Source organism: Amycolatopsis melonis, assembly GCF_040064235.1.
Taxonomy (GTDB): Bacteria; Actinomycetota; Actinomycetes; order Mycobacteriales; family Pseudonocardiaceae; genus Amycolatopsis; species Amycolatopsis melonis.
The window spans coordinates 382,445-408,626 of the sequence record NZ_JBDZYD010000010.1; the positions used below are offsets into that span (position 1 = coordinate 382,445).

At 71.0% G+C, this 26,182-nt stretch carries 22 protein-coding genes; 9 read left to right on the top strand and 13 right to left on the bottom strand.

Annotated features, from left to right (window positions below; genetic code table 11):
• Nucleotides 1–11: 11 nt before the first annotated feature.
• From rpsR to ABJI51_RS27615, 6 genes are all read right to left on the bottom strand, one after another.
• A complete protein-coding gene (rpsR, locus tag ABJI51_RS27590) occupies nucleotides 12–260 on the bottom strand; it encodes a 30S ribosomal protein S18 (protein WP_003098744.1) in 249 nt (82 codons plus the stop codon).
• Nucleotides 261–312: 52 nt separating this feature from the next.
• Nucleotides 313–819, bottom strand: coding sequence for a single-stranded DNA-binding protein (locus tag ABJI51_RS27595; RefSeq protein WP_072475379.1), 507 nt, complete (start codon nucleotides 817–819; stop codon nucleotides 313–315).
• Between the two features lie 17 nt (nucleotides 820–836).
• The gene (gene rpsF, locus ABJI51_RS27600; protein WP_177328751.1) at nucleotides 837–1,160 is read right to left on the bottom strand and encodes a 30S ribosomal protein S6; all 324 of its coding nucleotides are present in this window, start codon (nucleotides 1,158–1,160) and stop codon (nucleotides 837–839) included.
• Nucleotides 1,161–1,277: 117 nt separating this feature from the next.
• Complete coding sequence (locus ABJI51_RS27605) at nucleotides 1,278–2,171, bottom strand: hypothetical protein (protein WP_348949615.1); 894 nt, start codon at nucleotides 2,169–2,171, stop codon at nucleotides 1,278–1,280.
• Between the two features lie 80 nt (nucleotides 2,172–2,251).
• Nucleotides 2,252–3,157, bottom strand: coding sequence for a hypothetical protein (locus tag ABJI51_RS27610; protein ID WP_348949614.1), 906 nt, complete (start codon nucleotides 3,155–3,157; stop codon nucleotides 2,252–2,254).
• A gap of 101 nt (nucleotides 3,158–3,258) precedes the next feature.
• Nucleotides 3,259–4,062: a hypothetical protein gene (locus ABJI51_RS27615; RefSeq protein ID WP_348949612.1), complete on the bottom strand. Its 804-nt coding sequence runs from the start codon at nucleotides 4,060–4,062 to the stop codon at nucleotides 3,259–3,261.
• Between the two features lie 114 nt (nucleotides 4,063–4,176).
• On the opposite strand from ABJI51_RS27615, the gene ABJI51_RS27620 reads away from it, so the two are divergent.
• Entirely contained in the window at nucleotides 4,177–4,950 is a 774-nt protein-coding gene (locus ABJI51_RS27620) for a deoxyribonuclease IV (RefSeq protein WP_348949610.1), read from the top strand.
• 28 nt (nucleotides 4,951–4,978) lie between these two features.
• Here the strand turns inward: ABJI51_RS27620 and ABJI51_RS27625 are convergent, their stop codons facing one another.
• Complete coding sequence (locus tag ABJI51_RS27625; protein ID WP_348949608.1) at nucleotides 4,979–6,529, bottom strand: glycosyltransferase family 87 protein; 1,551 nt, start codon at nucleotides 6,527–6,529, stop codon at nucleotides 4,979–4,981.
• A gap of 48 nt (nucleotides 6,530–6,577) precedes the next feature.
• On the bottom strand, nucleotides 6,578–7,636 hold the full coding sequence (locus ABJI51_RS27630) for an ROK family transcriptional regulator (RefSeq protein ID WP_348949606.1): 1,059 nt from the start codon (nucleotides 7,634–7,636) through the stop codon (nucleotides 6,578–6,580).
• A 55-nt stretch (nucleotides 7,637–7,691) separates the two neighbouring features.
• Between ABJI51_RS27630 and ABJI51_RS27635 the strand changes: the two genes are divergently transcribed.
• Nucleotides 7,692–8,738 (top strand): Gfo/Idh/MocA family oxidoreductase, encoded by a 1,047-nt coding sequence (locus tag ABJI51_RS27635; RefSeq protein WP_348949604.1) that lies wholly within the window; start codon nucleotides 7,692–7,694, stop codon nucleotides 8,736–8,738.
• Between the two features lie 42 nt (nucleotides 8,739–8,780).
• On the opposite strand, the gene ABJI51_RS27640 is transcribed toward ABJI51_RS27635, so the two are convergent.
• The 4 genes from ABJI51_RS27640 to ABJI51_RS27655 form a co-directional block, all read right to left on the bottom strand.
• Nucleotides 8,781–11,138 (bottom strand): transglycosylase domain-containing protein, encoded by a 2,358-nt coding sequence (locus tag ABJI51_RS27640; RefSeq protein WP_348949602.1) that lies wholly within the window; start codon nucleotides 11,136–11,138, stop codon nucleotides 8,781–8,783.
• Between the two features lie 79 nt (nucleotides 11,139–11,217).
• Nucleotides 11,218–13,662: a transglycosylase domain-containing protein gene (locus ABJI51_RS27645; protein ID WP_431605590.1), complete on the bottom strand. Its 2,445-nt coding sequence runs from the start codon at nucleotides 13,660–13,662 to the stop codon at nucleotides 11,218–11,220.
• Between the two features lie 142 nt (nucleotides 13,663–13,804).
• On the bottom strand, nucleotides 13,805–16,549 hold the full coding sequence (locus tag ABJI51_RS27650; RefSeq protein ID WP_348949601.1) for a transglycosylase domain-containing protein: 2,745 nt from the start codon (nucleotides 16,547–16,549) through the stop codon (nucleotides 13,805–13,807).
• A gap of 67 nt (nucleotides 16,550–16,616) precedes the next feature.
• Entirely contained in the window at nucleotides 16,617–17,012 is a 396-nt protein-coding gene (locus tag ABJI51_RS27655) for a DUF5318 domain-containing protein (RefSeq protein ID WP_348949599.1), read from the bottom strand.
• A 245-nt stretch (nucleotides 17,013–17,257) separates the two neighbouring features.
• On the opposite strand from ABJI51_RS27655, the gene ABJI51_RS27660 reads away from it, so the two are divergent.
• Together ABJI51_RS27660 and ABJI51_RS27665 are read left to right on the top strand one after the other, a co-directional pair.
• Nucleotides 17,258–17,806 carry a PadR family transcriptional regulator gene (locus tag ABJI51_RS27660; protein WP_348949597.1) on the top strand — a complete coding sequence of 183 codons (549 nt, stop codon included), beginning with the start codon at nucleotides 17,258–17,260 and terminating at the stop codon, nucleotides 17,804–17,806.
• 70 nt (nucleotides 17,807–17,876) lie between these two features.
• Nucleotides 17,877–18,965: an inositol-3-phosphate synthase gene (locus tag ABJI51_RS27665; RefSeq protein ID WP_348949596.1), complete on the top strand. Its 1,089-nt coding sequence runs from the start codon at nucleotides 17,877–17,879 to the stop codon at nucleotides 18,963–18,965.
• A 52-nt stretch (nucleotides 18,966–19,017) separates the two neighbouring features.
• On the opposite strand, the gene ABJI51_RS27670 is transcribed toward ABJI51_RS27665, so the two are convergent.
• Nucleotides 19,018–19,656 carry an HAD family hydrolase gene (locus tag ABJI51_RS27670; RefSeq protein ID WP_348949595.1) on the bottom strand — a complete coding sequence of 213 codons (639 nt, stop codon included), beginning with the start codon at nucleotides 19,654–19,656 and terminating at the stop codon, nucleotides 19,018–19,020.
• 66 nt (nucleotides 19,657–19,722) lie between these two features.
• Between ABJI51_RS27670 and ABJI51_RS27675 the strand changes: the two genes are divergently transcribed.
• The 5 genes from ABJI51_RS27675 to ABJI51_RS27695 all read left to right on the top strand — a co-directional run bounded on the left by ABJI51_RS27675 (nucleotide 19,723) and on the right by ABJI51_RS27695 (nucleotide 26,148).
• Nucleotides 19,723–20,241: a MarR family winged helix-turn-helix transcriptional regulator gene (locus ABJI51_RS27675; RefSeq protein ID WP_348949593.1), complete on the top strand. Its 519-nt coding sequence runs from the start codon at nucleotides 19,723–19,725 to the stop codon at nucleotides 20,239–20,241.
• Nucleotides 20,238–21,455, top strand: coding sequence for an MFS transporter (locus tag ABJI51_RS27680; RefSeq protein WP_348949591.1), 1,218 nt, complete (start codon nucleotides 20,238–20,240; stop codon nucleotides 21,453–21,455). Before ABJI51_RS27675 ends, ABJI51_RS27680 begins: the two co-directional genes overlap by 4 nt.
• Before the next feature lie 142 nt (nucleotides 21,456–21,597).
• Nucleotides 21,598–23,673 (top strand): PhoX family protein, encoded by a 2,076-nt coding sequence (locus tag ABJI51_RS27685; protein ID WP_348949590.1) that lies wholly within the window; start codon nucleotides 21,598–21,600, stop codon nucleotides 23,671–23,673.
• 178 nt (nucleotides 23,674–23,851) lie between these two features.
• Nucleotides 23,852–25,474: a DUF7850 domain-containing protein gene (locus ABJI51_RS27690; RefSeq protein WP_348949588.1), complete on the top strand. Its 1,623-nt coding sequence runs from the start codon at nucleotides 23,852–23,854 to the stop codon at nucleotides 25,472–25,474.
• Complete coding sequence (locus ABJI51_RS27695; RefSeq protein WP_348949586.1) at nucleotides 25,471–26,148, top strand: SDR family oxidoreductase; 678 nt, start codon at nucleotides 25,471–25,473, stop codon at nucleotides 26,146–26,148. The genes ABJI51_RS27690 and ABJI51_RS27695 overlap by 4 nt, the downstream gene beginning before the upstream one ends.
• Nucleotides 26,149–26,182: the final 34 nt, after the last annotated feature.

Genomic DNA, 26,182 nt, shown 5'->3' on the forward strand with positions numbered 1-26,182 from the left:
CGTGCCCTCCCTTAGCGCGCGGTCGAGGTGTAGGGCAGCAGCGCCATTTCGCGGGAGTTCTTGACCGCGATGGCGATGTCACGCTGGTGCTGGCTGCAGTTGCCGGTGACGCGACGGGCCCGGATCTTGCCGCGGTCGGAGATGTACTTCCGCAGCAGGTTGGTGTCCTTGTAGTCGATCAGTTCCGGGCGGCCCTTCTTCTCGGCCTTGCAGAACACGCAGACCTTCTTCTTGGGCTTGCGGATGGGTGGCTTGGCCACTGGTTACTCCTGGAAAGTCAAATCTTGCAGATGTGTGCGCTCGCGCGCGAGATCAGAAGGGGGGCTCGTCGCTGAAGCCGCCACCGCCGCCACCGGCGGGCGGGGCCGAACCCCACGGGTCGTCGGCGGGCATGCCGCCGCCGCCTCCGCGGCTGCCACCGCCACCGCCGCCACCGAAGTCACCGCCGCCACCGCGGCTGACCTTGTTGACCTTGGCCGTGGCGTAGCGCAGCGAGGGACCGATCTCGTCGACCTCGAGCTCGACGACGGTCCGCTTCTCGCCTTCCTTGGTCTCGAACGACCGCTGCTTCAGGCGGCCCTGGACGACGACGCGGGCGCCGCGGGTCAGGGACTCGGCGACGTTCTCCGCCGCCTGGCGCCAGATGTTGCAGCGCAGGAACAGCGCCTCGCCGTCCTTCCACTCGCCGGACTGCCGGTCGAGGGTGCGCGGGGTGGACGCGACGGTGAAGTTCGCGACCGCCGCACCGGACGGGGTGAAGCGCAGCTCCGGGTCGGACGTCAGGTTGCCGACCACCGTGATGACGGTGTCTCCAGCCATCGGGATTCCCCTCGGGCTCAGGCCTTGGCGGCGGGCTTGGCCGCGGCGCGCTTGACCTCGCGGCGCATGACCTTGGTGCGGAGCACGGTCTCCTGCAGCGAAAGCTGGCGGTCGAGCTCCTTGACCGCGTCCGCGGAGGAGTTCAGGTCCAGCAGGGCGTAGATGCCCTCGGCGTGCTTCTTGATCTCGTACGAAAGGCGGCGGCGGCCCCAGACGTCGACCTTCTCCACGGAACCGCCCGAAGTGCGGATCACGTTGAGGAAGTTGTCCAGCGTGGGGGCGACCGTGCGCTCGTCGAGCGTGGGGTCCAGGATGACCATTACCTCGTAATGGCGTGACACAACCACTCACCTCCTATGGGCTCGCGGCCACGGGCTGTCCGTGGCAGGAGGGTTTGTCCAGGTAAGGCTACCTGGGGGCACCGACAGGACCCGACAGCGGGGTCTTCTGGGTGGCGGTCAGCTCGCCCGGCGCAGGACCCAGGTGCGGACCAGGCCCGCGGTCACGCCGGCGAGCACGATCACGGCGAGCAGCATCGGCAGCTGGACGTCGCCCGGCCCGCCGTTCGAGGCCAGCGACTGCGCGTTGCCCGCGTCACGGACGTCGGCGCCCTGGCCGCTCTGGTCGCCCTGTGCCGCCTGCGGCGCGGCGGCGTCACCGGGGAGGGTGCCGTTCGCCGGGTACCGCACGCCCGGCGCGACGGCGGTGCCCGCGGTCGCCGTCGGGATGCCGCTGTAGTCGCGCATCGGCGCGGTGCCCGTGCCCGCCGCGTTGCCCGGGTTCAGGTTCGAGAGGTTGCCCGAGGCGCCGCCGGGTGCGGTGTCGGCGCGGCCCTGCGGAGCGCCCGTGCTCGGCTGGGTCGGGGTACTGGGAGCCACGTAGTTGCTGGCGAGCAACGTGAGGCCGCAGCCTTTCGCGACCGTGCTCTCCACACTGTCCAGCGTCTTGTCCCAGTTGAAACCGAGACCCCAGGTGCCGGAATTGGCCAGCGCGGTGCGGACAGCTTTCCCGATCGCGGCGCCGCTCGCTTCGCCGGCTGCTGCATTCGGCACCTGTCCCACCGGGATGGAGTGGATCTTTGCGATCGAGTCACCGGCCCAGGTCCCGACCGCGAGGGTGCCTGCGTTGTTGGCGCCGTTGGTGACGAGGGTCTTCACCGAAGCTCCGTCGATCGCGACCCGGTCGCCCATCTGACCGGTGACCGTGCCGGTGCAGCTGTTGCTTACGAGGGTCGTCGCGGCGGAGGCGGTGCCTGCGGACAGGAACGCGCCGCCTGCCACGAAAGCGGCAACCGCGGAAACGGTGAGTGCTCGGCGGGTCGTCTGCCAGGTGGGGAGTTTCCGCACGCGCACTTCCTCCGTGGGTTATCGGGACGTCGTCCTGGACACCAGGATGAACGAGGGAGACCCGCGAAAGATACTCGGCAGTCGGCTCAATTTGCAGCGGCCATTCGGCGGAGCACCCAGGTCCGGACCAGCCCCGCGCTGACTCCGGAGAGTGCCAGAACCGCAATCAGCAGCGGCAGATTCGACCCGTTCGTGAATCCGTCGGACGCGGACGGTAGCGCCTCCGCGCGGCCCGCGGTCTGGACACCCGAGTTGTCCGTGGCGTTCCCGTCCGGGCCGGTGAGGCCGTACTGCGGCGCGTAACCCGGGATCTGGCTGCCGTACCGGATGGCAGGCGACGGCGTGAACAGCCCGGCCATGGCGAACGGGATGCCGCTGTAGTCGCGCATCGGCGCGTACCCCGTGCCGACGCTGAACGGGAAGCCGCCGAACATCGGGGTCCCGGAGAACCCCGGCAGCAGCGGGCTGTTGGCCTCCGGGATCGGGGACTGCCCCGCCGGGGTGCCACCCTGCGGCGCTCCCCCGGTACCACCGGTGGCCGGCGGTTTCTGCTGGCTGCCACCGGTGCCGGGCTGCGGGGACTGCTGCTTGCCGCCCCCGCCGTTGAGCGTGTTGAGGCCGCCGGTGGCCGCCGTGTTGAGGCTGTCGGCGCCCTGGTTGATCGCGCTCGCCACCGGCGCGCCCACCACGGGCACCGGCGACACCACGGTGTTCACCACGTTCACGGTGACCTTGCAGACCTGGTTGAGCAGGCCGCCGACGGTGGCGGTGAGGACGGTGGTCGCCTGGCCGACGACGCCCAGGTCGACGGGCAGCGGCAGGCCGAGCAGCGAGCCCTGGATGTGGTCGCCGGGCTTGGCGGTCACGGTGCTGCCGCAGGGCACGGTCTTCGTCTCGGCCGATGCCGTCCCGGGCAGGCCGAGGACGGCCGAGCCGGCGAGCACGACCGCCGTTGCTCCGACTGCCGTGGCCCTCCGTGTCCGATCCTGCATGGTTGCCGCCCCTGGTCTCGTTGGCCTCTGCCCAGGACAACGACGTTAAAGCAGGCGAGTAACGCCCGCTCGCTCAAGTCTGTCGGGCATTCGAGTGGAACTCAGGCGGGCTTGCGGCGGATCCACGCCCGCACGAGCGCCGCCGCGACGATCGCCAGTGCCAGCACCGCCAGCAGCATGGGCAGCTTCGCCGGGGGCGTGACGCCGGGCAGCGCCTCCGCCGTGCCGGACTTCTGCGTGTCGACCGTGGGAACCTGCTGGCCGGGGATGATCTGGGCGATCACCGGTGCCTGCACCAGGTTGCCCGGCAGCAGCACGGCGTTGGTGAAGATGCCGGAGATGGCGTCGCCCGGCAGGCCCGCGTTGCCCTGGCCGGTGACCACCGGGCCGGTGCTCGACCCCGGCGGCGGGTTCTGGCCCGGCGGCACCGGCGCGGGCGGCACCGGCTGGGGCGGCTTCGGGCCCGGTCCCGGGCCCGGCGGCAGGGGCAGCGGAGGCAGCTCGCCGGTCACGCCCTGCGTCACGTCGCCAACCGTGTTCACGACACCCTGCGCGGCCGGGCAGACGCCCTTCGCGGCCAGGTCGCCGACCGCCGGCACCTCGCCGATGCCGAGCGCCTTCACGGTGTCGCCCAGCGGCAGCGTCAGCAGCGGGGCCGTGCCGTTGGTGTTCCGCGCACTCGAGTCGAGCCCGACGGTCAGCCGGTTCGGGGCGTTCAGCGGGGCACCGGCGTCGAGGACCAGACCCGGCGACCCCGCGCGGGCGTCGCCGTTCTGCAGCGTGGCCTGGCAGCTCCCGCCGAGGGTCGGGCTGGGGTCGGCGCTCGCCACGCCCGGCGCCGCCAGTGCGGCCGCGGCGGCGAAACTGAACCCCAGTGCGGTGATCCGGGCGACGTGCTTCCCCATCGATGCCCTCCGGCAGTCGGACCAATCTGGATCACGGAACGCGCTCACGGTACTCCACGAGCGTCACCAACCGGACCGGCTGCCCGGAGTTCGCCCGGGAGTAGCGTGCTCGGCATGCTGATTGGCGCCCATGTTCGCGACGACGACCCGTTGACCGCGGTCGCCGAGCGCAAAGCCGATGTCGTCCAGTTCTTCCTCTCCGACCCGCAGGGCTGGAAGGCCCCGAAGCCGCATCCGCACGGCGAGGCGATCCTGGCCGACCCGGTCGAGGTGTTCATCCATTCGCCGTACCTCATCAACGTGGCTTCGCTGAACAACCGGATCCGCATCCCGTCCCGCAAGAACGTCACCCAGCACGCGGACGGCGCCGCGGCGATCGGCGCGAAGGGCCTGATCGTGCACGGCGGGCACGTCGGCGCGAACGACGACGTCGAGGCCGGCCTGGACAACTGGCGCAAGCTGTTCGAACGCGAGCAGGAGAAGGGCGGCTTCAAGGTCCCGATCCTGATCGAGAACACCGCGGGCGGCGAGAACGCGATGACCCGCGACCTCGACGTGATCGCCCGGCTGTGGGACAAGGTCGGCGAGTTCGGCGCCGGGTTCTGCCTCGACACCTGCCACGCGTTCGCCGCGGGCTGGGACCTGGCGACGGCGGTGGAAAAGGTCCGCGCCATCACCGGCCGGATCGACCTGGTCCACCTCAACAACTCCCGCGACGAGTTCGGCTCGACCCGCGACCGCCACGCCAACGTCGTCGAGGGCGACGGCACGATCGACCCGGACGTCCTGGTCGAGGTGGCCCGCACGGCGGGTGCCCCGGTGGTGGTCGAGACCCCGGCCGACGGCCAGGCGGCCGACATCGCCTACCTGCGGGAGAAGCTCGGCTGAGTCGTTCAGGACGCCGAAGCGGCCGCGTTCAGACGGCGACGGCCTTGCGGCGGCGCCGGACGGCGTCCGGGACGATCACGTCACGGGCGCCGTCGAGGAAGCCGCCCGCGGGGTCGTCGTCGCCCGCCCTGCGGACCAGGTCCGTGGCCGGGCGGTAGATCTCGCGGACCACCAGCACGCACAGTCCCGCCACAGCCAGGTCGCGGACCACCACCGTGCCGAGGAACCAGCCCTCCGGCAGGCCCTTGTGGTCGACGCCGAGGTAGTAGAACATCCGCGGCACCCAGACCAGCGCGTCGATCAGCATCCAGCCGAGCAGCAGCCGCCAGCGCGGGATGGCCAGCGCCGCCAGCGGCACGAGCCACAGCGAGTACTGCGGGCTCCACACCTTGTTCGTCAGCAGGAACGCCGCCACGACCAGGAACGCCAGCTGGCCGACGCGCGGACGGCGGGGTGCGGCGAGCGCGACGTAGGCGATCGCCGCGCAGCAGCCGAGGAACAGCACCGCCACCACGAGGTTCAGGTACGCCGGGTTCTGGTTCTTCTGCAGCACGCCGTCGAAGCCGGTCCAGCCGGTGGCGTAGGCGACGACGTTGTACAGCGAGTCCGGGTCCATCGGCCGCAGGGTGCTCATCCGGAAGAACTCCCACCAGCCGCGGGTCGCGGTGAGGATGAACGGCGCGTTCACCGCCACCCACGTCACGACCGTGGCCGCCGCGGTCTTCCAGAACGGCGTCAGCTTGCCCGCACGCAGGCACAGCACGAACAGCACGCCGAGCAGGAACAGCGGGTACAGCTTCGCCGCCGCGCCGAGGCCGAGCAGGAGCCCGGCCAGCAGCGGCCGCTTGCGGGACCAGGCCAGCAGGCCGGTCGCGGTGAACGCGGTCGCGATCGCGTCGAAGTTGGTGAACGCGTGCACCAGCACCAGCGGCGAGGCCGCCACCAGGACCATGTCCCACGGACGGCGTCTCGTCGTCCGGCCGGTCGCCCAGACGGTGACCAGCCACGCGACCGACAGGAAGAACGCGGTCAGGTTGAAGTAGATGGCCACCGGCAGCGCGCCGGGCAGCCAGCCCGCTTCGGCGAGGTTGTACCAGCCTGCCGCGAGCTTCGCGTTCGCCCACTGGAAGAGGCCGGTGAGCACCGGGTACTCCATGTACCGGGTGTTGTTCTCGGCCGTCTGGGAGCTTTCCTTCCACGACGTGTAGTACGGGAAGGTGCCCGGCCGGTCGAGCCGCTCGGACCCGTAGAGCGGCACGATGTCGGAGTAGCACATGGCCACGAACGGGCGGCCCGCGCGCCAGTCGAGCTGGGTGGCGCCGCTGGAGTCCTGGTACTGCTGGATGCAGGAGCCCTTGCCGAACCAGCACAGCATCAGCGCGAGGGTGGCCAGCAGCAGCCCGACGCGCTGGGGCGACCAGAACCAGTGCCTGCCGACCGCCGCGTGCTCGCCGAGCGGGCCGCCGAGGGGTCTGGTGACCGCCGCCGCGAGTGGCTCGGTCCAGCTCGGGACGACCCGGTCCGCCCGGGTCAGCGTCACCGGGCCGGGATCCGGCTCCGGCGTGGTCTCCTCTGGCACGAGGCGGATCGTAGCGGTGATCGGGGTGGGCGGCGGTGAAGCCGACGATCATGCCGGGTTCGCGTAGTACGAGGCCAGGACCTCGGCGGCGGCGCCGCGGGTGACGATCTCCTCGCCGCCGGTGTCCTCGACGACCTCGATGCGCTGCCAGTGCGGCAGCGGCAGCAGCTCCGCCAGCCGGGCCGAGACGGCTTCGCGGTGGATGCCCGGCTCGTCCCGGACCGCGCGTCCGGCCAGCACGATCCGCTCCAGGTCGAGCACCTGCACGAGGTCGGCGAGGCCGACGCCGAGGAAGCCGGCGGCCGCGCGGGTGTCCGGGGCCCGCTTGGCCATGATCTCGACGCAGCCGCGCCGCCCGCAGGCGCAGCGCGGGCCGTCGAAGGCGATCGTGGTGTGCCCGAACTCACCCGCGTTGGTCCGCGGGCCGCGGTAGAGCCGCCCGTCGATCAGCAGCCCGACGCCGATGCCGGTGCCGACCAGCACCACCGCGGTCGCCGTCGGCTCGCCGTGCGGCCAGAGCTGCGCGAACGCGGCGGCGTTGGTGTTCTTGTCGAGCGTCACGGCCAGCCCGGTGCGCTTCTCGAGCAGCTCCCGCAGCGGGACGTCGTGCCAGCCGGGCATGTTCGTCGCGTCGCGGACCAGTCCGGCGTGGTGGTCGAGCGGGCCGACCGCGCCGAGCCCGAGGCCGAGGACGTCGAAGCCGTCGGCCAGTTCGAGCGCGGTGGCGCCGATGGCCTCGACGGCCTGCTCGGGCGTGAAGCCGACCGGCAGCGGGCCGCCCGCCGTCTCCTCGATCTCGCCGGCCAGGTTGGTGCGCAGCACGTTGTATTCGTCGCGGTCGAGGCGGGCGCCGAGGGCGTGCCGGGCGCCGGCGCGGATGGTCAGCCGGGTGCGTGGCTTGCCCACCGTCCCGGCGGGCTGCCGCTGTTCGTCGAGCAGGCCGGCGTCGAGCAGCTCGGGGACGATCTTGGACACCGCCTGCTGGGTCAGCCCGGTGCGTTCGGCCAGCTCGACCCGGCTGAGGCCGCCCGCGCGCAGGATGTGCGTGAGCAGCAGGGCACGGTTGTGCTCCCGCACGTTCCGCAGGTTCACCCCGGTTTCCGCCATCCCCCGATCTTCGCATGGGTGGTCAATTAGGCAACGCTGTTGTTTAATGGCGGGCATGGCACGTGACTTCCGGGTGGGCATCCTCGGCTACGGCATCGGCGGTCGCGTCTTCCACGCGCCGCTGGTCGCCGCGACGCCCGGGCTGACCCCGGCGGTGATCACGACGTCCGGCAACGCGGCACAGGCCCGCATCGACCACCCGGACGCCGAGGTCGTGCCGGACGCCGACGCGCTGTTCGCGCGGGCCGCCGACCTCGACCTCGTCGTGGTCAGCACGCCGAACCGCACGCACGTGCCGCTCGCGCTGCGGGCGATCGAGGCGGGCCTGCCGGTGGTCGTCGACAAGCCGTTCGCGCCGACCGCGGCCGAAGCCGGGCAGGTGGTCGCCGCGGCGAAGGCGGCGGGCGTCGGCCTCACCGTCTTCCAGAACCGGCGGCTCGACTCCGACTTCCTGACCGTGCGGAAGGTCCTCGAGTCCGGCGGGCTCGGCGAGGTGTTCCGCTTCGAATCCCGCTACGACCGCTGGGTCCCCAAGCCCAAGGACAACTGGCGCGAGTTCGGCGACCCGGCCGAGGCGGGCGGCCTGCTCTACGACCTCGGCGCGCACATCGTCGACCAGGCGCTGCAGCTGTTCGGCCCGGTCACCCGGGTCTACGCCGAGGTCGACCGCCGCCGTGAAGGCGTCCAGGTCGACGACGACGTCTTCGTCGCGCTGCACCACGCGAACGGGGTCCGGTCGCACCTGTGGGCGTCGGCGCTCGCGGGCACGCAGAACCCGCGGTTCCGGGTCCTCGGCGACCGGGCGACGTTCACCAAGTACGGCCTCGACGTGCAGGAACCCCAGATCAAGGCGGGCATGCGCCCCGGCGACGACGGCTGGGGCGTGGAACCCGCCGCGGACGCGGGCCGCATCGGCGTCGGCAGCGACGTCCGGACCGTCCCGACCGAGACGGGCCGCTACGAGCAGTTCTACGCGCAGGTCCGCGACGCGCTGCGCGGCGAAGGCGAGTTCCCGGTCGATCCCGCGTCGGCGGTCGAGGCCCTGCGGGTCATCGAGGCCGCGCACCGCTCCGGCGTCGAAGGCACCGTCGTCGACCTGTGACCCCCTGACCGGCCGTGACCTCGGTGACCCCCAGCTCCGGGGTCACGGCCTCCTTCTCCCGCGTTGCTGGTCCTGCAGCTGCTGGAGCCGCTGCTGGAACTGGCGCAGCTGCTCCAGCTGGTCGTTCTGCTGCCGGTTGCCGCGATCGCCGAAGTCCACCGAATTCCGTTGCTGTTGCTGCTGCTGCGGTTGTTCCTGCTGCGGCTGGACCTGCACCTGCACGCGGTCCTGGGGTGAGCTGATCGCCTGGACGCGGGTGAAGCGTTCGGCCGGGCGGCCGGTCAGGTAGAGCTGCATGAACCGGTTCCACATCGGACCGGCCAGCGTCGAGCCGAACAGCGGGCCGCCGCCCGGGCCGCGCAGGGCCTTGTCGCCGTCGCCGCCCACCCAGACCGCGGCCGACACCGACGGCGTGTACCCGACCATCCACGTCTGGGAGTTCGCGTTCGCCGCCGACGCCGGCTCGTCGTTCTGCGGGGTGTGCTGCTGCGTGCCGGTCTTGCCCGCGCACTCGTGACCCGCCGGGCAGGTCAGCCGGGAGAACGGGATCACCGGGGCCAGCGCCGCCGTCACGTTCCCGGCGATCTGCGCGCTCTTCTGCGGGTCGTTGTCCGCGAACGCGTCGGTCGAGCGGATCTTGGCCTCGTAGGCGGTTTCGCCGTTCGCGTTGGTCACCTTCTGCACGAAGTGCCGGTCGCGCTGGACACCGCCCGCCGCGAACGTCGCGTACCCCGACGCCATGTCGGCCGCGGTGACCTGCGTGCCGCCGCCGCCGATCGAGATGTTGTTGTCCCCGGTGAACAGCGTGCTGCGGCCGCCGTTTTCGGTGGTCCGGATGCCCGCCTCCTGCGCGGCTTCGGCCACCCCGGACGGCTTGGTCACGTTGAGCACCATGTCGTAGAACACCGTGTTCGTGGACCGCTGCATGGCCTCGGCGACGGTGCACTGCTGCGAGCAGCTGCTGCTGTCGCCGGCGTTGCGGATCGGCAGGTCGACACCGGGGAACGTGCGCGGTGAGGTGCCGTCGAACCGCGCGTCGAGGCCGCGGCCGAGCTTGAGGAACGCGGCCAGGTCGAACGGCTTCATCGACGAACCGGGGTTGTGCGGTTCGTCGGCCCAGTCGCGCCCGGCCTGGTCTTCGCCGTTCGGGCCCTTCACGATCGGGTCGCCGCCGTAGTAGGCGAGCACCCCGCCGGTCTTCGGGTCGACCGCCACCAGCGCGCTGAGGATCCGGTCGTCGGTCTGGTCGGCCATCCCCTCGGCGACGGCCTTTTCGGCCGCCTGCTGTGCCCGCGGGTCGATGGTGGTGAACACCTGGAACCCACCCGAGTAGTACTGCTTCTCGTCGATGCCCTGCGCGGCCAGCTCGGCCCGCACCTGCTTCTTGAGGAACGGGTTCAGCGCACCGGCCTGCCTGCTCTCCCGCAGCGGGATGGGGGCCGGGAACTTCGCCGCGGCGCGCTGGGCCGGCGTCAGGTAGCCGTTCTTCAGCATCCGGTCGAGCGCCGTGGTCCACCGGCTCGTCGCGACGGCGGTGTTCTCCGAGCGGCCCGGCTGCTGGATCAGCCCGGCCAGCAGCGCGGCCTGCGAGTAGTCGAGCTGCCCGACGTCCTTGCCGAAGAACGCCTGCGCGGCCGCCTGGATCCCGTAGGCGCCGCGGCCGAAGTAGATGATGTTGAGGTAGGCGGTGATGATGTCCGCCTTCTCGTAGGTCTGGTTCATCTTGAACGACTTCGCCAGCTCGACCCACTTGCGGCTCAGCGTCGGCTCGTCGTCGCCCGAGGCGTTCTTGATGTACTGCTGCGAGATCGTCGATCCGCCACCGGAACCCCCGGTGACCTGGTTGTACGCCGCGCGAAGGATGCCGCTTACGTCGAAGCCGGAGTTCGTCTCGAAGGACGCGTCCTCGGTGGCGATCACGGCCTTCTTGACGACGTCGGGAATCTGGTTCGGCGCGAGGATCTGCCGGTTGCCGCCGGACGGCACGTCCTTGCCCATCTCGGTGCCGTCGCTGAACAGGTAGGTGACGGCCTGGCCCTGCGCCTGCGCGACGTTTTCCGGCGACGGGACGTCGACGGCGAGGTAGGTGACGAGGAACGCGATCGCGGGGACGACGAAGAACAGGCCCGCGGCGACGTAGGCGATCCGCCGGATCCGCCGCCACCGGCGTTTCCGCAGGTCCGCGGCGGTGGTCGGCCGGGGCCGGGACGGCGGCTGCCCGCGGCGGGGCCGCAGGATCGGCACGGTCGGCGGATCGTCCGGCTCGGTGCCGTTGTGGACGTGGTGGGTGATCAGCTCCGGTTCGCTGCCCAGCAGCCCGGCCCGCCGCACCGGGCGGCGGGCACGGCGACGGGGATCGGCAGCGCGACCGGGCGACGTGCGGGTGCGGTCGTTGTTCACGGGCCGTCCTCCACGGTGGGCTGCGGACGCAGTCCTCTCACGAGGCACACGTACCGCGGCCCACCGCGGTTCAGGCCGGCTAGTTCTCCGGGGTGTCCCCGGTGGTCGGCGTTTCCTTCGGCGGTGTCGACGGCTTCGTGTGCTTCGCCGGGCTCGACGGTGTCGACGGGTTGGTGCTGCCGTCCTGGTCGTGGCCACGGCCGTGGTCGCCGTCGTCGTTGCCGTTTCCGTTGCCGTCGGGGTTCTCGCCGGTCGGGGTCGCGTCCGAGCTCGTCACGACGTCGGACGTCGACGGCGGGGCGACCTCGCCGCCGATGCGGTCCACCTTCTCGAACCGCTCGCCGGGCTTGCCGGTCAGGTACAGCGACAGGAACTTCTGCCACATCGGGCCGGCGATGGTGGAGCCGTAGATCGGCGAGTTGCCCTTGCCGTGCAGCGGCTTGTTGCCGTCGCCGCCGACCCAGGCCGCCACCGACACCGACGGCGTGTACCCGACCATCCACGTCTGGGAGTTCGCGTTCGCCGCCCACGACGGCTCGCCCGCAACCTTCGTGTGCTGCTGCGTCCCGGTCTTGCCCGCGCATTCGTGGCCGTTCGGGCACTTCAGGTGCGAGAAGTCGATGACCGGCTTCAGCGCCTCGGTGACGTTGCCGGCGATCTGGCGGCTCTTGCCCGCGTCGCTGTCGAACGCCGCCTTGCCGTCCGTCGCGGCTTCGTAGGCGACCTCGTTCTGCGCGTTGGTCACCTTCTGCACGAAGTGCCGGGCGCGCTGCTGCCCGTTGGCCGCGAAGGTCGCGTACGCCGAAGCCATGTCCAGCGGCGTGATCTGGGTTTCGCCACCGCCGAGGGAGATGTTGTTGTCCTTGGTGGAGATGATCGACTGGCCGCCGTCCTCCTTGACCTTGACCCCGGCCTGCTTCGCCGCTTCCTTGACCGGGCCCTGCTTGGTGTCGTTGAGGACCATGTCGTAGAACACCGTGTTCGCCGAGCGCATCATCGCCTCGGCGACCGTGCACTGCTGCGAGCAGGTGCTGCCGGGGCCGGCGTTGCGCACGATGCGGCCGTCGAACGTGCGGTTGTTGGAGCCGTCGTAGGTGCTGTCGAGGCCCTTGCCCATCTTGAGCAGCGCGGTGAGGTCGAACGGCTTCATCGACGAGCCCGGGTTCTGCGGGGTGTTCGCCCAGTCGCGGCCGGCCTGGTCCTGGCCGTTGACCTGCACGATCGGCTTGCCGCCGTAGTAGGCGAGGACGCCGCCGGTCTTCGTGTCGACGGCGACGAGCGCGTCGAGCAGGTTGTCGTCCACCTGGCCTTCGAGTGCTTCGGTGGCGGCCTTTTCCGCGGCCTGCTGCGCCTTCGGGTCGATCGTCGTCTGGACCACGTAGCCGCTGGAGTAGTAGCGGTCCTCGGGGATGTCGTGCGCGGCCAGCTCGTCCTTGACCTGCCGCACGACGAACGCGGGCGGCGCGCCTGCCTGCTGCTTGCTGTCCTCCAGCGGGATCGGCGTCGGGAACTGCGCCGCCGCGCGGTCGGCCGCGCTGATGTAGTTGTTCTTCACCATCCGGTCGAGCGCGGTGTTCCAGCGGTCGTGCGCGACCTTCGGGTTCTCCGAGCGGCCCGGCTGCTGGATCAGGCCGGCCAGCAGCGCGGCTTCCGAGAAGCTGAGGTCCTTGGCTTCCTTGTGGAAGAACGCCTGCGAAGCCGCGCCGACCCCGTACGCCCCGCGTCCGAAGTAGATGATGTTCAGGTACGCGGTGATGATGTCCTTCTTCTCGTACGTCTGGTTCATCTTGAAGGACTTGGCCAGCTCGGTCCACTTGCGCGTCAGCGTGGGCGCGTCGTTGTCGGTGGCCTTCTTGATGTATTGCTGGGAGATCGTCGATCCGCCGCCGACGCCGCCGGTGACCTGGTTGTAGACCGCGCGCAGCAGGCCGCCGACGTCGAACCCGGAGTTGGTCTCGAACGAGTCGTCCTCGGTCGCGATCGCCGCGTGCTTCATGACGTCGGGGATCTGGTCCGGGCTCAGCAGCACCCGGTTGCCGCCGCGGGGCACGTCCTTGCCCATCGGCGAGCCGTCGGCGTAGAGGTAGGTGACGGCCTGGCTCTGGCTCTGCGCGACCTCGGTCGGCGAGGGCACGTCGACGAGGAAGTACGTGATGACGAACGCGATCGCGGGCAGCACGAAGAAGAGCCCGAAGAAGCCGTAGGCGACCCGCCGGATGATCTTCCAGCGTCTCTTCTTGCGCTGTGCCGGGGTCAGTGCCGGTTTTTCGTCGCTTTCGGGCTCGACGTCGTAGCCGTCGTCCGGCTCGTCGTACGCGTGGTGCGTCATCAGCTCCGGCCCGCCGCTCATCGGCGGCGGCTCCGGCCGGTAGGCCCGCTGCTGCGGCGGCTGCTGCGGGCGGCCGGGCGGCGGCGGGACCGGGCGCCGCGGTGCCTGGCCGTACGGGCCCTGGGGTGCGGACGGCCCACGACGCCGCGGATCGGGACCCTGGCCGGGCCAGGAGCGGGATCGATCGTCGGGCACGGGCAGTCCTCCAGGTGACGTGGGCAGCGGCAATCGCCACCCCTTTTCTGACAAGGACGCACGAAAAGCACCCGGGTTGCCGGAAAGATCCCTCCCGGAACGAAACCGGGGTCCTTCGCGGGTTCGCGAAGGACCCCGGGAATCAACCGCGGCGGCCGCCTGGTGGCGCGGCGAGCCCGCCACCACCACCCGAGCCGGAGGTGTTGCCGAACGGGAACGTCGGCGTCTCGCCCGGCCCGGGCCGGGACGGCCGGGTCCGCGGCGTCGTCGTCTCCGACTCGGTCTCCGACGGCTCGGTGCTCGGCGGGGTCGTCGTGGTCGGCGGGGTCGTCGTCGTGGTCGGCGTGTCCGAGGGCTTCGTCGGCGTGGTGGTCACGTCGTTGACGTCCTTGCCGATCGGCTGCACCTTGTCGAACTTCTCCGGCGGCTTGCCCTTGAGGTAGAGGTTGAGGAAGTTCTGCCACGTCGGACCGGCGATGGTGGCACCGAAGATCGGCTTGTTCCGCGGGTCGTGCAGCGGCTTGTTGCCGTCGCCACCGACCCAGACCGCGGCCGACACGGACGGCGTGTAGCCGACCATCCACGTCTGCGCGTTGCGGTCCTTGTACGCCGCCGGGTCACCGTCCCGTGCGGTGTACTGCTGCGTACCGGTCTTGCCCGCGCACTCGTGGCCCGCCGGGCACTTGAGGTTCGAGTGCGTGATGACCGGCTTGAGCGCCTCGGTGACGTTGCCCGCGATCTGCTGGCTCTTGCCCGCGTCGTCGTCGAACGCCGGGTTGGTCTTGACGTTGTTCTCGTCGAACTCGACCTCGTCCTGCGCGTTCGTCAGCTTCGCGACGAAGTGCTGCTCGTGGTAGACACCGCCGCTGGCGAAACTCGCGTACGCGGCCGCCATGTCCTCCGGCGTCACGGCCGTGCCGCCACCGCCGAGGGAGATGTTGTTGTCGTCGGTGTAGAGGACGCTCTTGCCTGCCGGGGCGACCTTGACGCCGGCTTCCTTCGCCGCCTCCGCGACCCGCGACGGCTTCGTCACGTTCAGCACCATGTCGTAGAACACGGTGTTCGTGGACCGCTCCATCGCCTCGGCGACGGTGCACTCCTTGCCGCACGTGGCGCTGTCACCCGCGTTCCGGACGACGCGGCCGCCGAGCACCCGGTTGTTGGAGCCGTCGAACGTCTCGCCGAGCCCCTTGCCCATCTTGAGGAACGCGGTGAGGTCGAAGGCCTTCATCGACGAGCCGGGGTTCCGTGCCTGGTTGGCCCGGTCCTGGCCGATCTGGTCCTTGCCGTTCGCGTCCTTCACCAGCTCCGGTCCGCCGTAGTAGGCGATCACGCCACCGGTCTTGGGGTTGACCGCGACGAGCGCGTTCAGCAGGTTCTCGTCCGTCTGGCCCTTCATGCCCTCCTGGGCGGCCTGCTCCGCGGCGTCCTGCGCGGCCGGGTCGATCGTGGTGTAGATCTTGGCGCCGGTGGAGAACAGCTTGTTCTCGTCGTAGCCCTTCGCCGCCAGCTCGTCCTTGATGCGCTGCTGGAGCTGGTAGGTCATCTTGCCCGAGTTCTGCTCCTTGTTGGCGTTCTTCGGGATCGGCGTCGGGAACTGGAAGGTGGCGCGCTCGTCCGCGCGGAGCCACTTGTTGGCGACCATCTGGTCCATCACGTACGCCCAGCGCTTCTGCGCGTAGTTCTGGTTCTCCGAGCGGCTCGGGCCCTGGATCAGGCCGGCCAGCAACGCGGCTTCGGAGGCGTTGAGGTCCTTGGCGTCCTTGTTGAAGTAGGCCTTCGCGGCCGCCTGGATGCCGTTCGCGCCGCGTCCGAAGTAGACGATGTTCAGGTAGGAAGTGATGATCTCTTCCTTGGACTGCTGGTTGTTCATCTTGAACGACTTGGCCAGCTCGGTCCACTTGCGCGTCAGCGTCGGGGCGTCGTTCTGCGTCGCCTGCTTGATGTACTGCTGGGAGATGGTCGAGCCACCGCCCTGCCCGCCGGTGACCTGGTTGTAGACCGCGCGCAGGATGCCGGTGACGTCGAAGCCGGAGTTGGTCTCGAACGTCGCGTCCTCCGCCGCGTACACCGCGTGCTTGACGACCTCGGGCACTTCGCCCGGCTTGAGCAGCTGGCGGTCGCCGCCCGGCGGCAGTTCCCGGCCCATCACCTGGCCGTTGGCGTCGAAGTAGGTGACCGGCTGGTTCTGCAGCGACTTGATGCTTTCCGGCGTCGGCACGTCGACGAGGAAGTAGGTGATGACGAACGCGATCGCGGGCACGACGAAGAAGAGCCCGACGAAGGCGTAGGCGACCCGCCGGACGATCTTCCACCGGCGCTTCTTGCGCTGCGCCGGCGTGAGGACCTTCTTGCCCTTTTCGTCCAGCTCCTCCTGGGGCTCGACGTCGTCGGCGAACTCGTTGAACGCGGCGTCCTCGTAGCCGTCGTCGTACGGGTCGCGGCCGAAGTCGTCGGTGCCGTTGTGCGCGTGGTGGGTGATCAGGTCCGGTTCGCGCTGCTCCGGGGGCGGGGGTGCCGGACGCCGTCCGGGCGGCGGCTGCCGGAAGCCCTGCGGCGGCGACCCGGGCGGCGGGCCCTGCTGGGGACGCTGGCCCGGCGGCGGGACCGGCCGCCGCGGCGGCATGCCCTGCTGGCGGGGCCGCTGCGGGCGCCGGGGCGGCTCCTCGCCCGGCCACTGGGGACCGCCTTCGTCCCCGGACGGCCACTCGGGCGCGCCGCCACCGCGGGGGACGCCTCGGGGCGGGGTGCTGCGCTGCGGGCGGCGGGGGGCTTCTTCGCCGGGCCACGCCGGTCCGGGATCCTCTCCCGGCCACGGGCCGGACTGGGCACGGCGAGGTGCATCTGGCTCCTGGCCGGGCCAGGAGCGGTTGCGGTCGTCGTTCACGAATGGGCCTCCCAGACCGGCGCCCGGTGGGACGCCGTTCTGCGCTCTTCAGCGGTAGTGATCCAGCTCACCGGCCCGTGGTCCTTCGCGGACCGGCCGGTTCTCCCGTGCCGAGGACGTACGACCGGACCAGGTGGTTCCAGTGGCACGCCCGGCACACCTCGACGTCGTACACGGTGAACTCGGCGAACAGGCCGGCCATCCTGGCCAGCTCTTCGGGGGACCTCGCCGAGCCCGCGACGTGCTTGAGTTCGTCGCCGTAGACCCAGGACACCAGGGTCAGCGGCTCCTGGCGGCAGATCGGGCAGGGCAGGTCACCGGCCCGGCCGTGGAACTTCGCCGCCCGCAGCAGGTACGGGCTCGCGTCGCAGGCTTCGAAGCTGCCGACGCGCCCGGACCGGACTTCGGCGAGCAGCGCACGGCGCTGCAGCGCGTAGTCCACGACCTGCCGCTGGTTAATCACCAGGACAGAGTACGGGCTCTTCCTGTGTCGTCCACGCCCCCTAGCGCCCGCGGGCCCCGGACCGGCGCGGACACGCCGGACATTCGATAACTCTCCGGTGAATTTCGACCCCGATGGGTACCCGGCGGAGGTTAGCTTCGCCACTTCGATGTATCGGCGCGATATAGTGGCTGAGTAGGTTGGATCGAGGCGATCGTTCGGAGCAACGCCCGTCGTCTCGGTTTGTTCCCGGAAGGGGGTGCCCGGTGCTGGAGTTCGCGATCCTCGGCCTCCTGCACGAAGCGCCCATGCACGGGTACGTGCTGCGCAAGCGGCTGCACGAGACGCTCGGCACGTTCCGGACGTTCTCGTACGGCTCGCTGTACCCGACCCTGCGGAGGCTGCTGAGGGCCGGGTACCTCGTGGAGGAGCTGGACGAAGCCGACGACCGGGCGTGGTCGCGGCGCGGACGGCGGGTCTACAAGCTCACCGCGGAGGGCAAGGAGCGCTTCGGCGAGCTGCTCGGCGACGCCGGGCCGCAGACCTGGGACGACGAGGGGTTCGGTGTCCACCTGGCCTTCTTCTCGCGGACCCCGGCCGACGTGCGGATGCGGATCCTCGAGGGCCGCCGCCGCCGGGTCGAGGAACGCCGGGAAGGTCTGCGTGCGGCACTGGCGAGGGCCGAGGAGAAGATCGATCGCTACACCCGCGAGCTGCACCGGCTGGGGCTGGAGACGAGCGAGCGGGAGGTGCGCTGGCTCAACGAGCTGATCGCGCACGAACAAGCCGAACGGCAGGGGCCGGAAACGCCCTGAGCCACCCGGCGCGGGCCGCAGCGTCGCGGCACCAGACCTACTGACAGACGGATTGAAGGAGAAACCTCCCATGGGCGACAACCGCCGCGTACGGGTGGCCATCGTGGGCGTCGGCAACTGCGCGGCGTCGCTGGTCCAGGGTGTCCAGTACTACCGCGACGCGGACCCGGCCACCCGCGTCCCCGGTCTGATGCACGTCGACTTCGGCGGGTACCACGTCCGCGACATCGAGTTCGTCGCCGCGTTCGACGTGGACGCCAAGAAGGTCAGCCGCGACCTGTCCGAGGCGATCTTCGCCTCGGAGAACAACACGATCAAGATCGCCGACGTGCCGCCGCTCGGCGTCACCGTCCAGCGCGGTCACACCCACGACGGGCTCGGCCGTTTCTACCGCGAGACGATCGAGGAGTCCGACGAGACCCCGGTCGACGTCGTCGCCGCGCTGCGCGAGGCGCAGGCCGACGTGCTCGTGTCGTACCTGCCGGTGGGCTCGGAAGAGGCCGACAAGTTCTACGCCCAGTGCGCGATCGACGCCGGCGTGGCGTTCGTCAACGCGCTGCCGGTGTTCATCGCCTCCGACCCGGAGTGGGCGGAGAAGTTCCGCGCCGCGGGTGTCCCGATCGTCGGTGACGACATCAAGTCCCAGGTCGGCGCGACCATCACGCACCGCGTGCTGGCGAAGCTGTTCGAGGACCGCGGCGTCCAGCTCGACCGGACGATGCAGCTCAACGTGGGCGGGAACATGGACTTCCTGAACATGAAGGAGCTGGAGCGGCTCGAGTCGAAGAAGATCTCCAAGACCCAGTCGGTGACCTCGCAGGTCGACCGCGAGCTGGGCAAGGGCAACGTCCACATCGGACCGTCGGACTACGTGCAGTGGCTCGACGACCGCAAGTGGGCCTACGTCCGGCTCGAGGGCCGCGCGTTCGGCGACGTCCCGCTGAACCTGGAGTACAAGCTCGAGGTCTGGGACTCCCCGAACTCGGCGGGCATCATCATCGACGCGGTCCGCGCGGCGAAGATCGCCCTCGACCGCGGCATCGGCGGCCCGATCCTGTCGGCGTCCTCGTACTTCATGAAGTCGCCGCCGGAGCAGTACGACGACGCGACCGCCCGCGACGCGGTGGAGAAGTTCATCCGCGGCGAAGTCGAGCGGTAAGCAAGTCTCGCAGGAGGCCGTCACCCACGTGGGTGGCGGCCTCCTTTCGCGTTCAGCCGAGCCCGAGTGCCCCGGGCAGGCCGGTGATCTTCTCCACCACCGCCGTGGCCTGCTTCAGCACCTCCGGGTCGGGCGGGAAGTGCGGGTTCGGCACCGCGTACACGGCCATCCCCGCCGCCATCGCGGACCGCAGCCCGTTCGTCGTGTCCTCCACGGCCGCGCACTCCGACGGCGGCACGCCCAGCAGCTCGGCCGCCCGCAGGTACACATCCGGCGCGGGCTTTCCCGCGCCGACCTGTTCGGACGACACGGCCGCCCCGACCGGCAGGCCCGTCACGTCGAGGAAGCCCTTGATCAGGATCACCGGCGACGAGCTGGCGATCGCCACCGGCCACCGGTTCGACACCTGGCGCACGACCTCCACGGCACCCGGGATCAGCGGCGGCTCCGCGGCATACCGGGCGGCCATCCGCTTGACGACCAGCGTCGCGATCTCCGGTGGCGTCGTCCGCGCGCCCAGCTCTTCCACCAGGTAACGGGCCCATTCCGGGGTGCTCATCCCCTGCAGGGCCCGCGTCGCCTCCTCGCGCCAGGTGCCGCCGTGCTCGGCGACGACCGCGCGCCGCACTTCGTCCCAGATCCGCTCGGAGTCCACCAGCACGCCGTCGAGGTCGAAGATCACCGCGTCCATGCCCCGAGCGTAGCCTGTGAGCCGACTTACTTAGCTACGCTTACTAATTTTTGTTAGCCTGGCTAAGTGACTTCCGCGATCACCGACCTCGCCCACCGGCTGCGGCCGCTGGTCTTCCGGCTCTACCACCAGGTGCGCCGCCAGACGCCGCAGCTGACGCTGACCCTCACCCAGGGCTCGGTGCTGAGTGAGCTGGTCCACAGCGGTCCGCAGCGGATGAGCGCGCTCGCCGAGTTCGAACGGGTCAGGCTGCCGTCGATGACCGACGTCGTCGGGCGGCTCGAACGGCTCGGGCTCGCCACGCGCCGTCCGGACCCCGCCGACCGGCGGGCGGTGCTGGTCGAAGTCACCGACGAGGGCCTGCGTTTTTACGCCGAACTGGTGACGGCTCGCGAGGAGTTCCTCCGCGAGCGGCTGATCGCCATGGACGAAGCCGACCGCGCCGCGATCGAAGCCGCCCTGCCCGCTCTCGCCAAATTGCTTGTGGGGGGTCCAGGGGGGGCTCGCCCCCCGGCTGGGGTCTGGGGCTCGGTCCCAGAAGACACAGCTGGTCGACACCAAGAAGGAGGAACTGATCAGCGATGAGCGCTGAACACCACCCGAGCCTGCTGGACGCGGTCAAGGGCCAGCCCAAGCAGGTGTGGATCACCGCGTTCGCCGCGGTCATCGCCTTCATGGGGATCGGCCTGGTCGACCCGATCCTGCTGTCCATCGCCAAGGGGCTGGACGCGACGCCGTCCCAGGTCACCCTGCTGTTCTCGTCCTACCTCGGCGTCCAGGTCGTCGCGATGCTGGTCACCGGTGCCGCGAGTGCCCGCTTCGGGGCGAAGCGCACCGTCCTCGCCGGGCTCACGCTGATCGTCGCGGCCACCGCCCTCTGCGCGGCCGCCGGCTCGATCGAGCAGCTCGTCGGCCTGCGTGCGGTCTGGGGCCTCGGCAACGCCTTCTTCATCGCGACGGCGCTTTCGGTCATCGTCGGTGCCGCGACCGGCGGCCAGTCCGGCGCGATCCTGCTCTACGAGGCCGCGCTCGGGCTCGGCCTGTCGGTCGGCCCGCTGCTGGGCGCGCTGCTCGGCAGCATCTCGTGGCGGGGCCCGTTCCTCGGCACCGCGATCCTCATGGCGGGCGCGCTCGTGCTGTGCGCGATGTTTCTGAAGAGCGACGCGCGCGACAGGCGCACCCCGGTCAAGCTGCTCGACCCGCTCCGCGCGCTGAAGCACCCCGGTCTCCTGCGGACGTCGGTCGCGTCGGCGCTGTACACGGCCGCGTTCTTCGCCGTGCTGGCCTGGTCGCCGTTCGTCCTCGGCTGGAACGCGATCGCCGTCGGGCTGGTCTTCTGCGGCTGGGGCCTGTGCGTCGCGGTCGCCGGTGTCGCCCTAGCCCCGCGGCTGGCCGCCCGGCTCGGCGAGCGGCACGCCGCCTCGGCCGCCGTCTTCGGTTACGCCGTGCTGATGCTGGTGCTGGCCGTGCCCGGCAAGCCGGTGCTGGTGGCCGGGATCATCGTCTCCGGCCTGGTGTCCGGCCTGCTGAACACCCTGTTCACCGGCACGGCGATGTCGATCAGCGACGCGCCGCGCCCGGTCGCCAGCGCGGGCTACAACTTCTGCCGCTGGCTCGGCGGTGCGGTCGCCGCGACGCTCGTCGGGCACGTCGCCGAGTGGTTCGGCTCGCCACAGGCGCCGTTCGTCGCCTCGGCCGTGCTGTGCGTCGTCGCGGGCGCGCTGCTCTCGCTGCGCGAGCGGCAGGCCGACCCGCACACGCTGCCGCAGGAAGCGGCCCTCGTCGGCGAAGAGTTCTGAGCTCCGCACCCACCGTGACAGCCCCGGGATCCGTGTCCCGGGGCTGTCGTGTTGTACACCCGTTGTTCACCCAGAAGTCCGGAAAGGCTGGTTTTCGGCACTTAGGTTCGCTTCGTTCCCGAATTCCCACCATGGAGGCGCTGTGCCCGACCGCCTGCTCCCGCTGTTCCCCGCTCATCCGGGCGGCCGTTCCCCGGTCACCTGCGAGTACCGCTGCGGCAACGCCTGCGCGCACCCCGAGGCGAACGACTCCGGGAACGAGTACTTCGGCGACGTGGTCAAGGACATCTCCCGCCGCCGCGTCTTCAAGGCGGGCGCCGTGATGGCCGCCGCCGCGGGCGGGTTCGCCGCGCTCTCGACGGGCACCGCGGCCGCCGCACCCGCTCCGCTCGCCGGTCCCGCGGCCAAGCCCGCGCGTCCGGTGCCAGGCACCGACTTCGACCCGGTCCCGCCGAACAAGCTCGACGCGGTCAGCATCCCCGACGGCTACGCCCAGCGCGTCGTCGTCCGCTGGGGCGACCCGGTCGTCGCCGGCGCGCCGAAGTTCGACTTCACCAGGCAGACCGCGGCCGCGCAGGCCAAGCAGTTCGGCTACAACAACGACTTCGTCGGGCTCATCCCGCAGGACCCGCTGGGGCTGACCAACCTGCTCGTGGTTAACCACGAGTACACCACCGAGGTCCACATGTTCCCGGCCGACCAGTACGACCCGGCCAACCCGACCGAGGAGCAGGTCAAGACCGCCTGGGCCGCGCACGGCCTGTCCGTGCTGCAGACCCGCCGCGACCCGGTCCACGGCGGCCTCGAGGTCGTCCCGAGCCGCTTCGGCCGCCGGATCACGCTCGACACGATCTTCGAGGTCCGCGGCCCGGCCGCCGGCTCGAAGTACCTGCGGACGTCGGCCGACCCGACCGGGCGCAGGGTCCGCGGCACGCAGAACAACTGCTCCGGCGGTGTCACCCCGTGGGGCACGGTGCTGTCCGGCGAGGAGAACTTCGACCAGTACTTCGCGCACTCCGACAAGGTCACCGACCCGGTCGCGGCGGAGCGGCTCAAGCGCTACAGCGTCGGCAAGGGCGAGAGCACCCGCAAGTGGGAGCGGTTCGACAAGCGCTGGGACGTCTCGCAGGAGCCCAACGAGCCGAACCGGTTCGGCTGGGTCGTCGAAATCGACCCGAACGACCCGAACTCGACACCGGTCAAGCACACCGCGCTCGGCCGGTTCAAGCACGAGGCCGCGAACGTCAAGATCACCGCCGACGGCCGGGTCGCCGTCTACTCCGGCGACGACAGCCGCTTCGAGTACATCTACAAGTTCGTCTCGAAGGGCAAGTACAAGCCCGGCCGGAGCGCGCACGCGCGGCGGCACAACTCGGCGCTGCTCGACGAGGGCACGCTGTACGTCGCCCGGTTCACCGGCGACAGCCCGGGCGAGATCGACGGCACCGGCAAGCTGCCTGCCGACGGCGAGTTCGACGGCACCGGCGAGTGGATCCCGCTGGCCGGCGGCGACAAGTCCTTTGTGGACGGCTTCACCGCCGAGGAGGTCTACGTCTTCACCCGCCAGGCCGCCGACAAGGTCGCCGCGACGAAGATGGACCGGCCGGAGGACATCGAGCCGAACCCGGTCAACGGCCGGATCTACGCGGCGCTGACCAACAACAGCGACCGCGGCGCGGCGGGCAAGGCAGGCGTCGACGAGGTCAACCCGCGCAACGGCAACAAGAACGGCCACGTCCTGGAGTGGGAGGAGGACTGCGGCGACGCGGCGTCGACGAAGTTCTCCTGGCGGCTGCTGCTGGTCTGCGGCGACCCCAAGGCCGCGGACACCTACTTCGGCGGGTTCCCCAAGGACCAGGTCAGCCCGATCTCGTGCCCGGACAACGTCGCGTTCGACCGGCACGGCAACCTGTGGGTCGCCACCGACGGCAACGCGCTCGGCGCGAACGACGGCCTGTTCTCGGTGCCGGTCACCGGCCCGGAGCGCGGGCACGTCAAGCAGTTCCTCTCGGTGCCGGTCGGTGCCGAGACGTGCGGCCCAGTCGTGACGGACCACCTGGTGCTCGTCGCGGTGCAGCACCCGGGCGAGAACGCGGCCAGCTCCGCGAACCCGACGTCGCACTGGCCCGACGGCGGCACCGCGCAGCCGCGTCCGGCCATCGTCTCGGTGTGGAAGAAGGGCCCCTTCGGGCTGCCGGGGCGCATCGGCGAGCGCTGACACACCGGGCCCGCACCGGCCGAGGTTCACTGAACCTTATTCAGCCGTCGGCAGGCGCGAGAGGTCGCCTCAGGCGACCGCTCGCGATCCGTAGCGCCTGCCTGACCAGAATAAGGTTCACTCTTAAGTGGACGGTTCTCGCCCGGTGCGGGCCCGTGCCGCGCGCCATAGTCGAGGCATGATGCGTTCGGCGCGCGTGGTGGCAGTGGCGGTGATGGCGCTCTCGGGAACGGTCGTGCCCGCGGCCGTCGCCGATCCCGGGCCGTCCTGTGGCGGGATCGCGGCGAACCCGAGTGTCGAGGAGACGGCCCGCAACGGCGCTCCGGACGGGTACGTGTTCACCCCGGCCGCGCCGGTCCCGCCCGGCACCCCGCCCGCGAAGGCCCCGCGGCTGCTGACCGAGCAGGCCTACGCCGTCGACGGGCAGCGGTCGGCGGTCATCCAGACCCCGGACGGCCGGGCCAGCACCGCCACCCAGGCCGAGAAGTTCGTCCCCGGCGGCGTCTACCTGCTCAGCGTCTGGACGGCGGCGCACGCGCCCGGCACCGGCCCGGCCACCGGCCTGCGGTTCCTCGACGCGACCGGCGGACAGGTGCAGGAGACGAAGCTGGTCGCCGACCACAACGCGAGCGACGGGCACCTGGCCCGGCAGGACTTCCCGGCCACGACGGCCCCGGCGAAGGCGGCCGCGGTGCAGTTCTTCGCCACGACGAGCGCCGAGCGGCTGCGCTGGGACTGCGTCGGCCTGCAGCTGGCGGCGTACTCGGTGAAGAAGGAAGTGCAGAACCCGGCGACCGGCGCGTGGGGCCCGTTCGCGACGGTCACCGCGGGCGACACCGCGCACTACCGGATCACCGTCACCAACGAGGGCACGCAGGAGCTGACCGGGATCACCGTCACCGACCCGTGGTGCACCGGGCGGTTCGCCCCGTTCGGGCTCGCCGCGGGCGCGAACAAGCAGCTGACCTGCGACCACCCGGACCTCACCGTGGCCGACACCGGGCACGTCAACACGGCGAAGGTCACCGGCGTGCACTACCCGGGCGGCACGCTCGGCGACAAGACGGCGTCGGCGACGATCACCGTGCTGCCGCCGCCGTCGATCGCGAAGATCGGCGACTTCGCCTGGGTGGACCGCAACCGCGACGGGCTGCAGGACCCGGACGAACCCGGCGTCGCGGGCGTCAAGGTGACGCTGAAGGACGGCGCGGGCGGCACGGTCGGCACCACGACGACCGACGCAGGCGGCAAGTACGGCTTCGAAAAGCTCAAGGACGGCACGTACCAGGTGTGCTTCGCGGTCCCGGCGGACTTCACGGTGACCCGCAAGGACGCCGGGCCCGACGACCGCGACTCCGACGCGGACGCCGACGGCTGCACGGCACCACGCACCCTGGGCGGCAAGGCCCGCGAGGACTTCACGGTGGACGTCGGCCTGGCCCCGCCGACGAACCGGATCGGCGACTTCGCCTGGTCGGACACCGACGGCGACGGGCAGCAGGACCCGGGCGAACCGGGCCTCGCGGACGTGAAGGTGACGCTGAAGAAGGGCGGCGAGGTCGCGACGGTCGTGACGGGCGGGGACGGCGCGTACGCGTTCGACGGCTTGGAGGACGGCGGCTACCAGGTGTGCTTCACCCCGCCGTCCGGCCTGCACCCGTCCCCGAAGGACCAGGGCGACGACGCCACGGATTCGGACGCGGACCCGGCAACGGGCTGCACCGACGTCCGGCAGCTCGGCGCGGGCCGCCGCGAGGACCGCACGGTGGACGCGGGGTTCGCCGTTACGGTGGGGGCATGACGGATCTTCCCCTCGCCCTGGTGACCGGCGCCTCCCGCGGAATCGGCGCGGCGGTGGCCCACCAGCTGGCCCCGACGCACCGCCTCCTGCTCGGCGGCCGCGACGCCGACGCACTGGCCGAGCTGGCGAAGGAACTCCCGGGCGCCAAGCCATGGCCGGTGGAGCTGACGGACCCGGCAGCCCTCGAGGCGGCGGTGTCGGACATCCCCGCCCTGGACGTCCTGGTCCACTCGGCAGGCGTCGCCCGCCTGGGCCGCGTCGAGGAAGCGCCCGCGTCGGCGTGGCGCGCCAACTTCGAGGTCAACACACTGGCGGTGGTCGAGCTGACCCGCCTCCTCCTCCCAGCCCTCCGAGCGGCCCGCGGCCACGTGGTGGTGATCAACTCGGGAGCAGGCCGAACGGCCCGCCCCGGCTGGTCCCCGTACGCGGCAAGCAAGTTCGCGGTCCGCGCGTTCGCCGACGCGCTGCGCGAGGAGGAGCCGGAAATCCGCGTGACGTCGGTCTACCCGGGCCGCACGGACACGGAGATGCAACAGGAGATCTTCGCGGGCGAAGGCCGCGAGTACGACACAACGCACCTGCTGAAGGCAGACTCGGTGGCCACAGCGGTGGTGACGGCGGTATCGGCCACCCCGGACGCCCACCCGACGGAGATCATCCTCCGCCCCCGCTGACCGGCGAGGCGGCACTTTCACGTGAAAGTGCCGC

Coding starts and splice junctions, on each gene's coding strand:
- ABJI51_RS27620 (WP_348949610.1), top strand. CDS start 4,177: ATGCTGATTGGCGCCCATGTTCGCGACGACGACCCGTTGACCGCGGTC.
- ABJI51_RS27690 (WP_348949588.1), top strand. CDS start 23,852: ATGATGCGTTCGGCGCGCGTGGTGGCAGTGGCGGTGATGGCGCTCTCG.
- ABJI51_RS27595 (WP_072475379.1), bottom strand. CDS start 819: ATGGCTGGAGACACCGTCATCACGGTGGTCGGCAACCTGACGTCCGAC.
- ABJI51_RS27695 (WP_348949586.1), top strand. CDS start 25,471: ATGACGGATCTTCCCCTCGCCCTGGTGACCGGCGCCTCCCGCGGAATC.
- ABJI51_RS27680 (WP_348949591.1), top strand. CDS start 20,238: ATGAGCGCTGAACACCACCCGAGCCTGCTGGACGCGGTCAAGGGCCAG.
- ABJI51_RS27610 (WP_348949614.1), bottom strand. CDS start 3,157: ATGCAGGATCGGACACGGAGGGCCACGGCAGTCGGAGCAACGGCGGTC.
- ABJI51_RS27635 (WP_348949604.1), top strand. CDS start 7,692: ATGGCACGTGACTTCCGGGTGGGCATCCTCGGCTACGGCATCGGCGGT.
- ABJI51_RS27670 (WP_348949595.1), bottom strand. CDS start 19,656: ATGGACGCGGTGATCTTCGACCTCGACGGCGTGCTGGTGGACTCCGAG.
- ABJI51_RS27665 (WP_348949596.1), top strand. CDS start 17,877: ATGGGCGACAACCGCCGCGTACGGGTGGCCATCGTGGGCGTCGGCAAC.
- ABJI51_RS27615 (WP_348949612.1), bottom strand. CDS start 4,062: ATGGGGAAGCACGTCGCCCGGATCACCGCACTGGGGTTCAGTTTCGCC.
- ABJI51_RS27630 (WP_348949606.1), bottom strand. CDS start 7,636: ATGGCGGAAACCGGGGTGAACCTGCGGAACGTGCGGGAGCACAACCGT.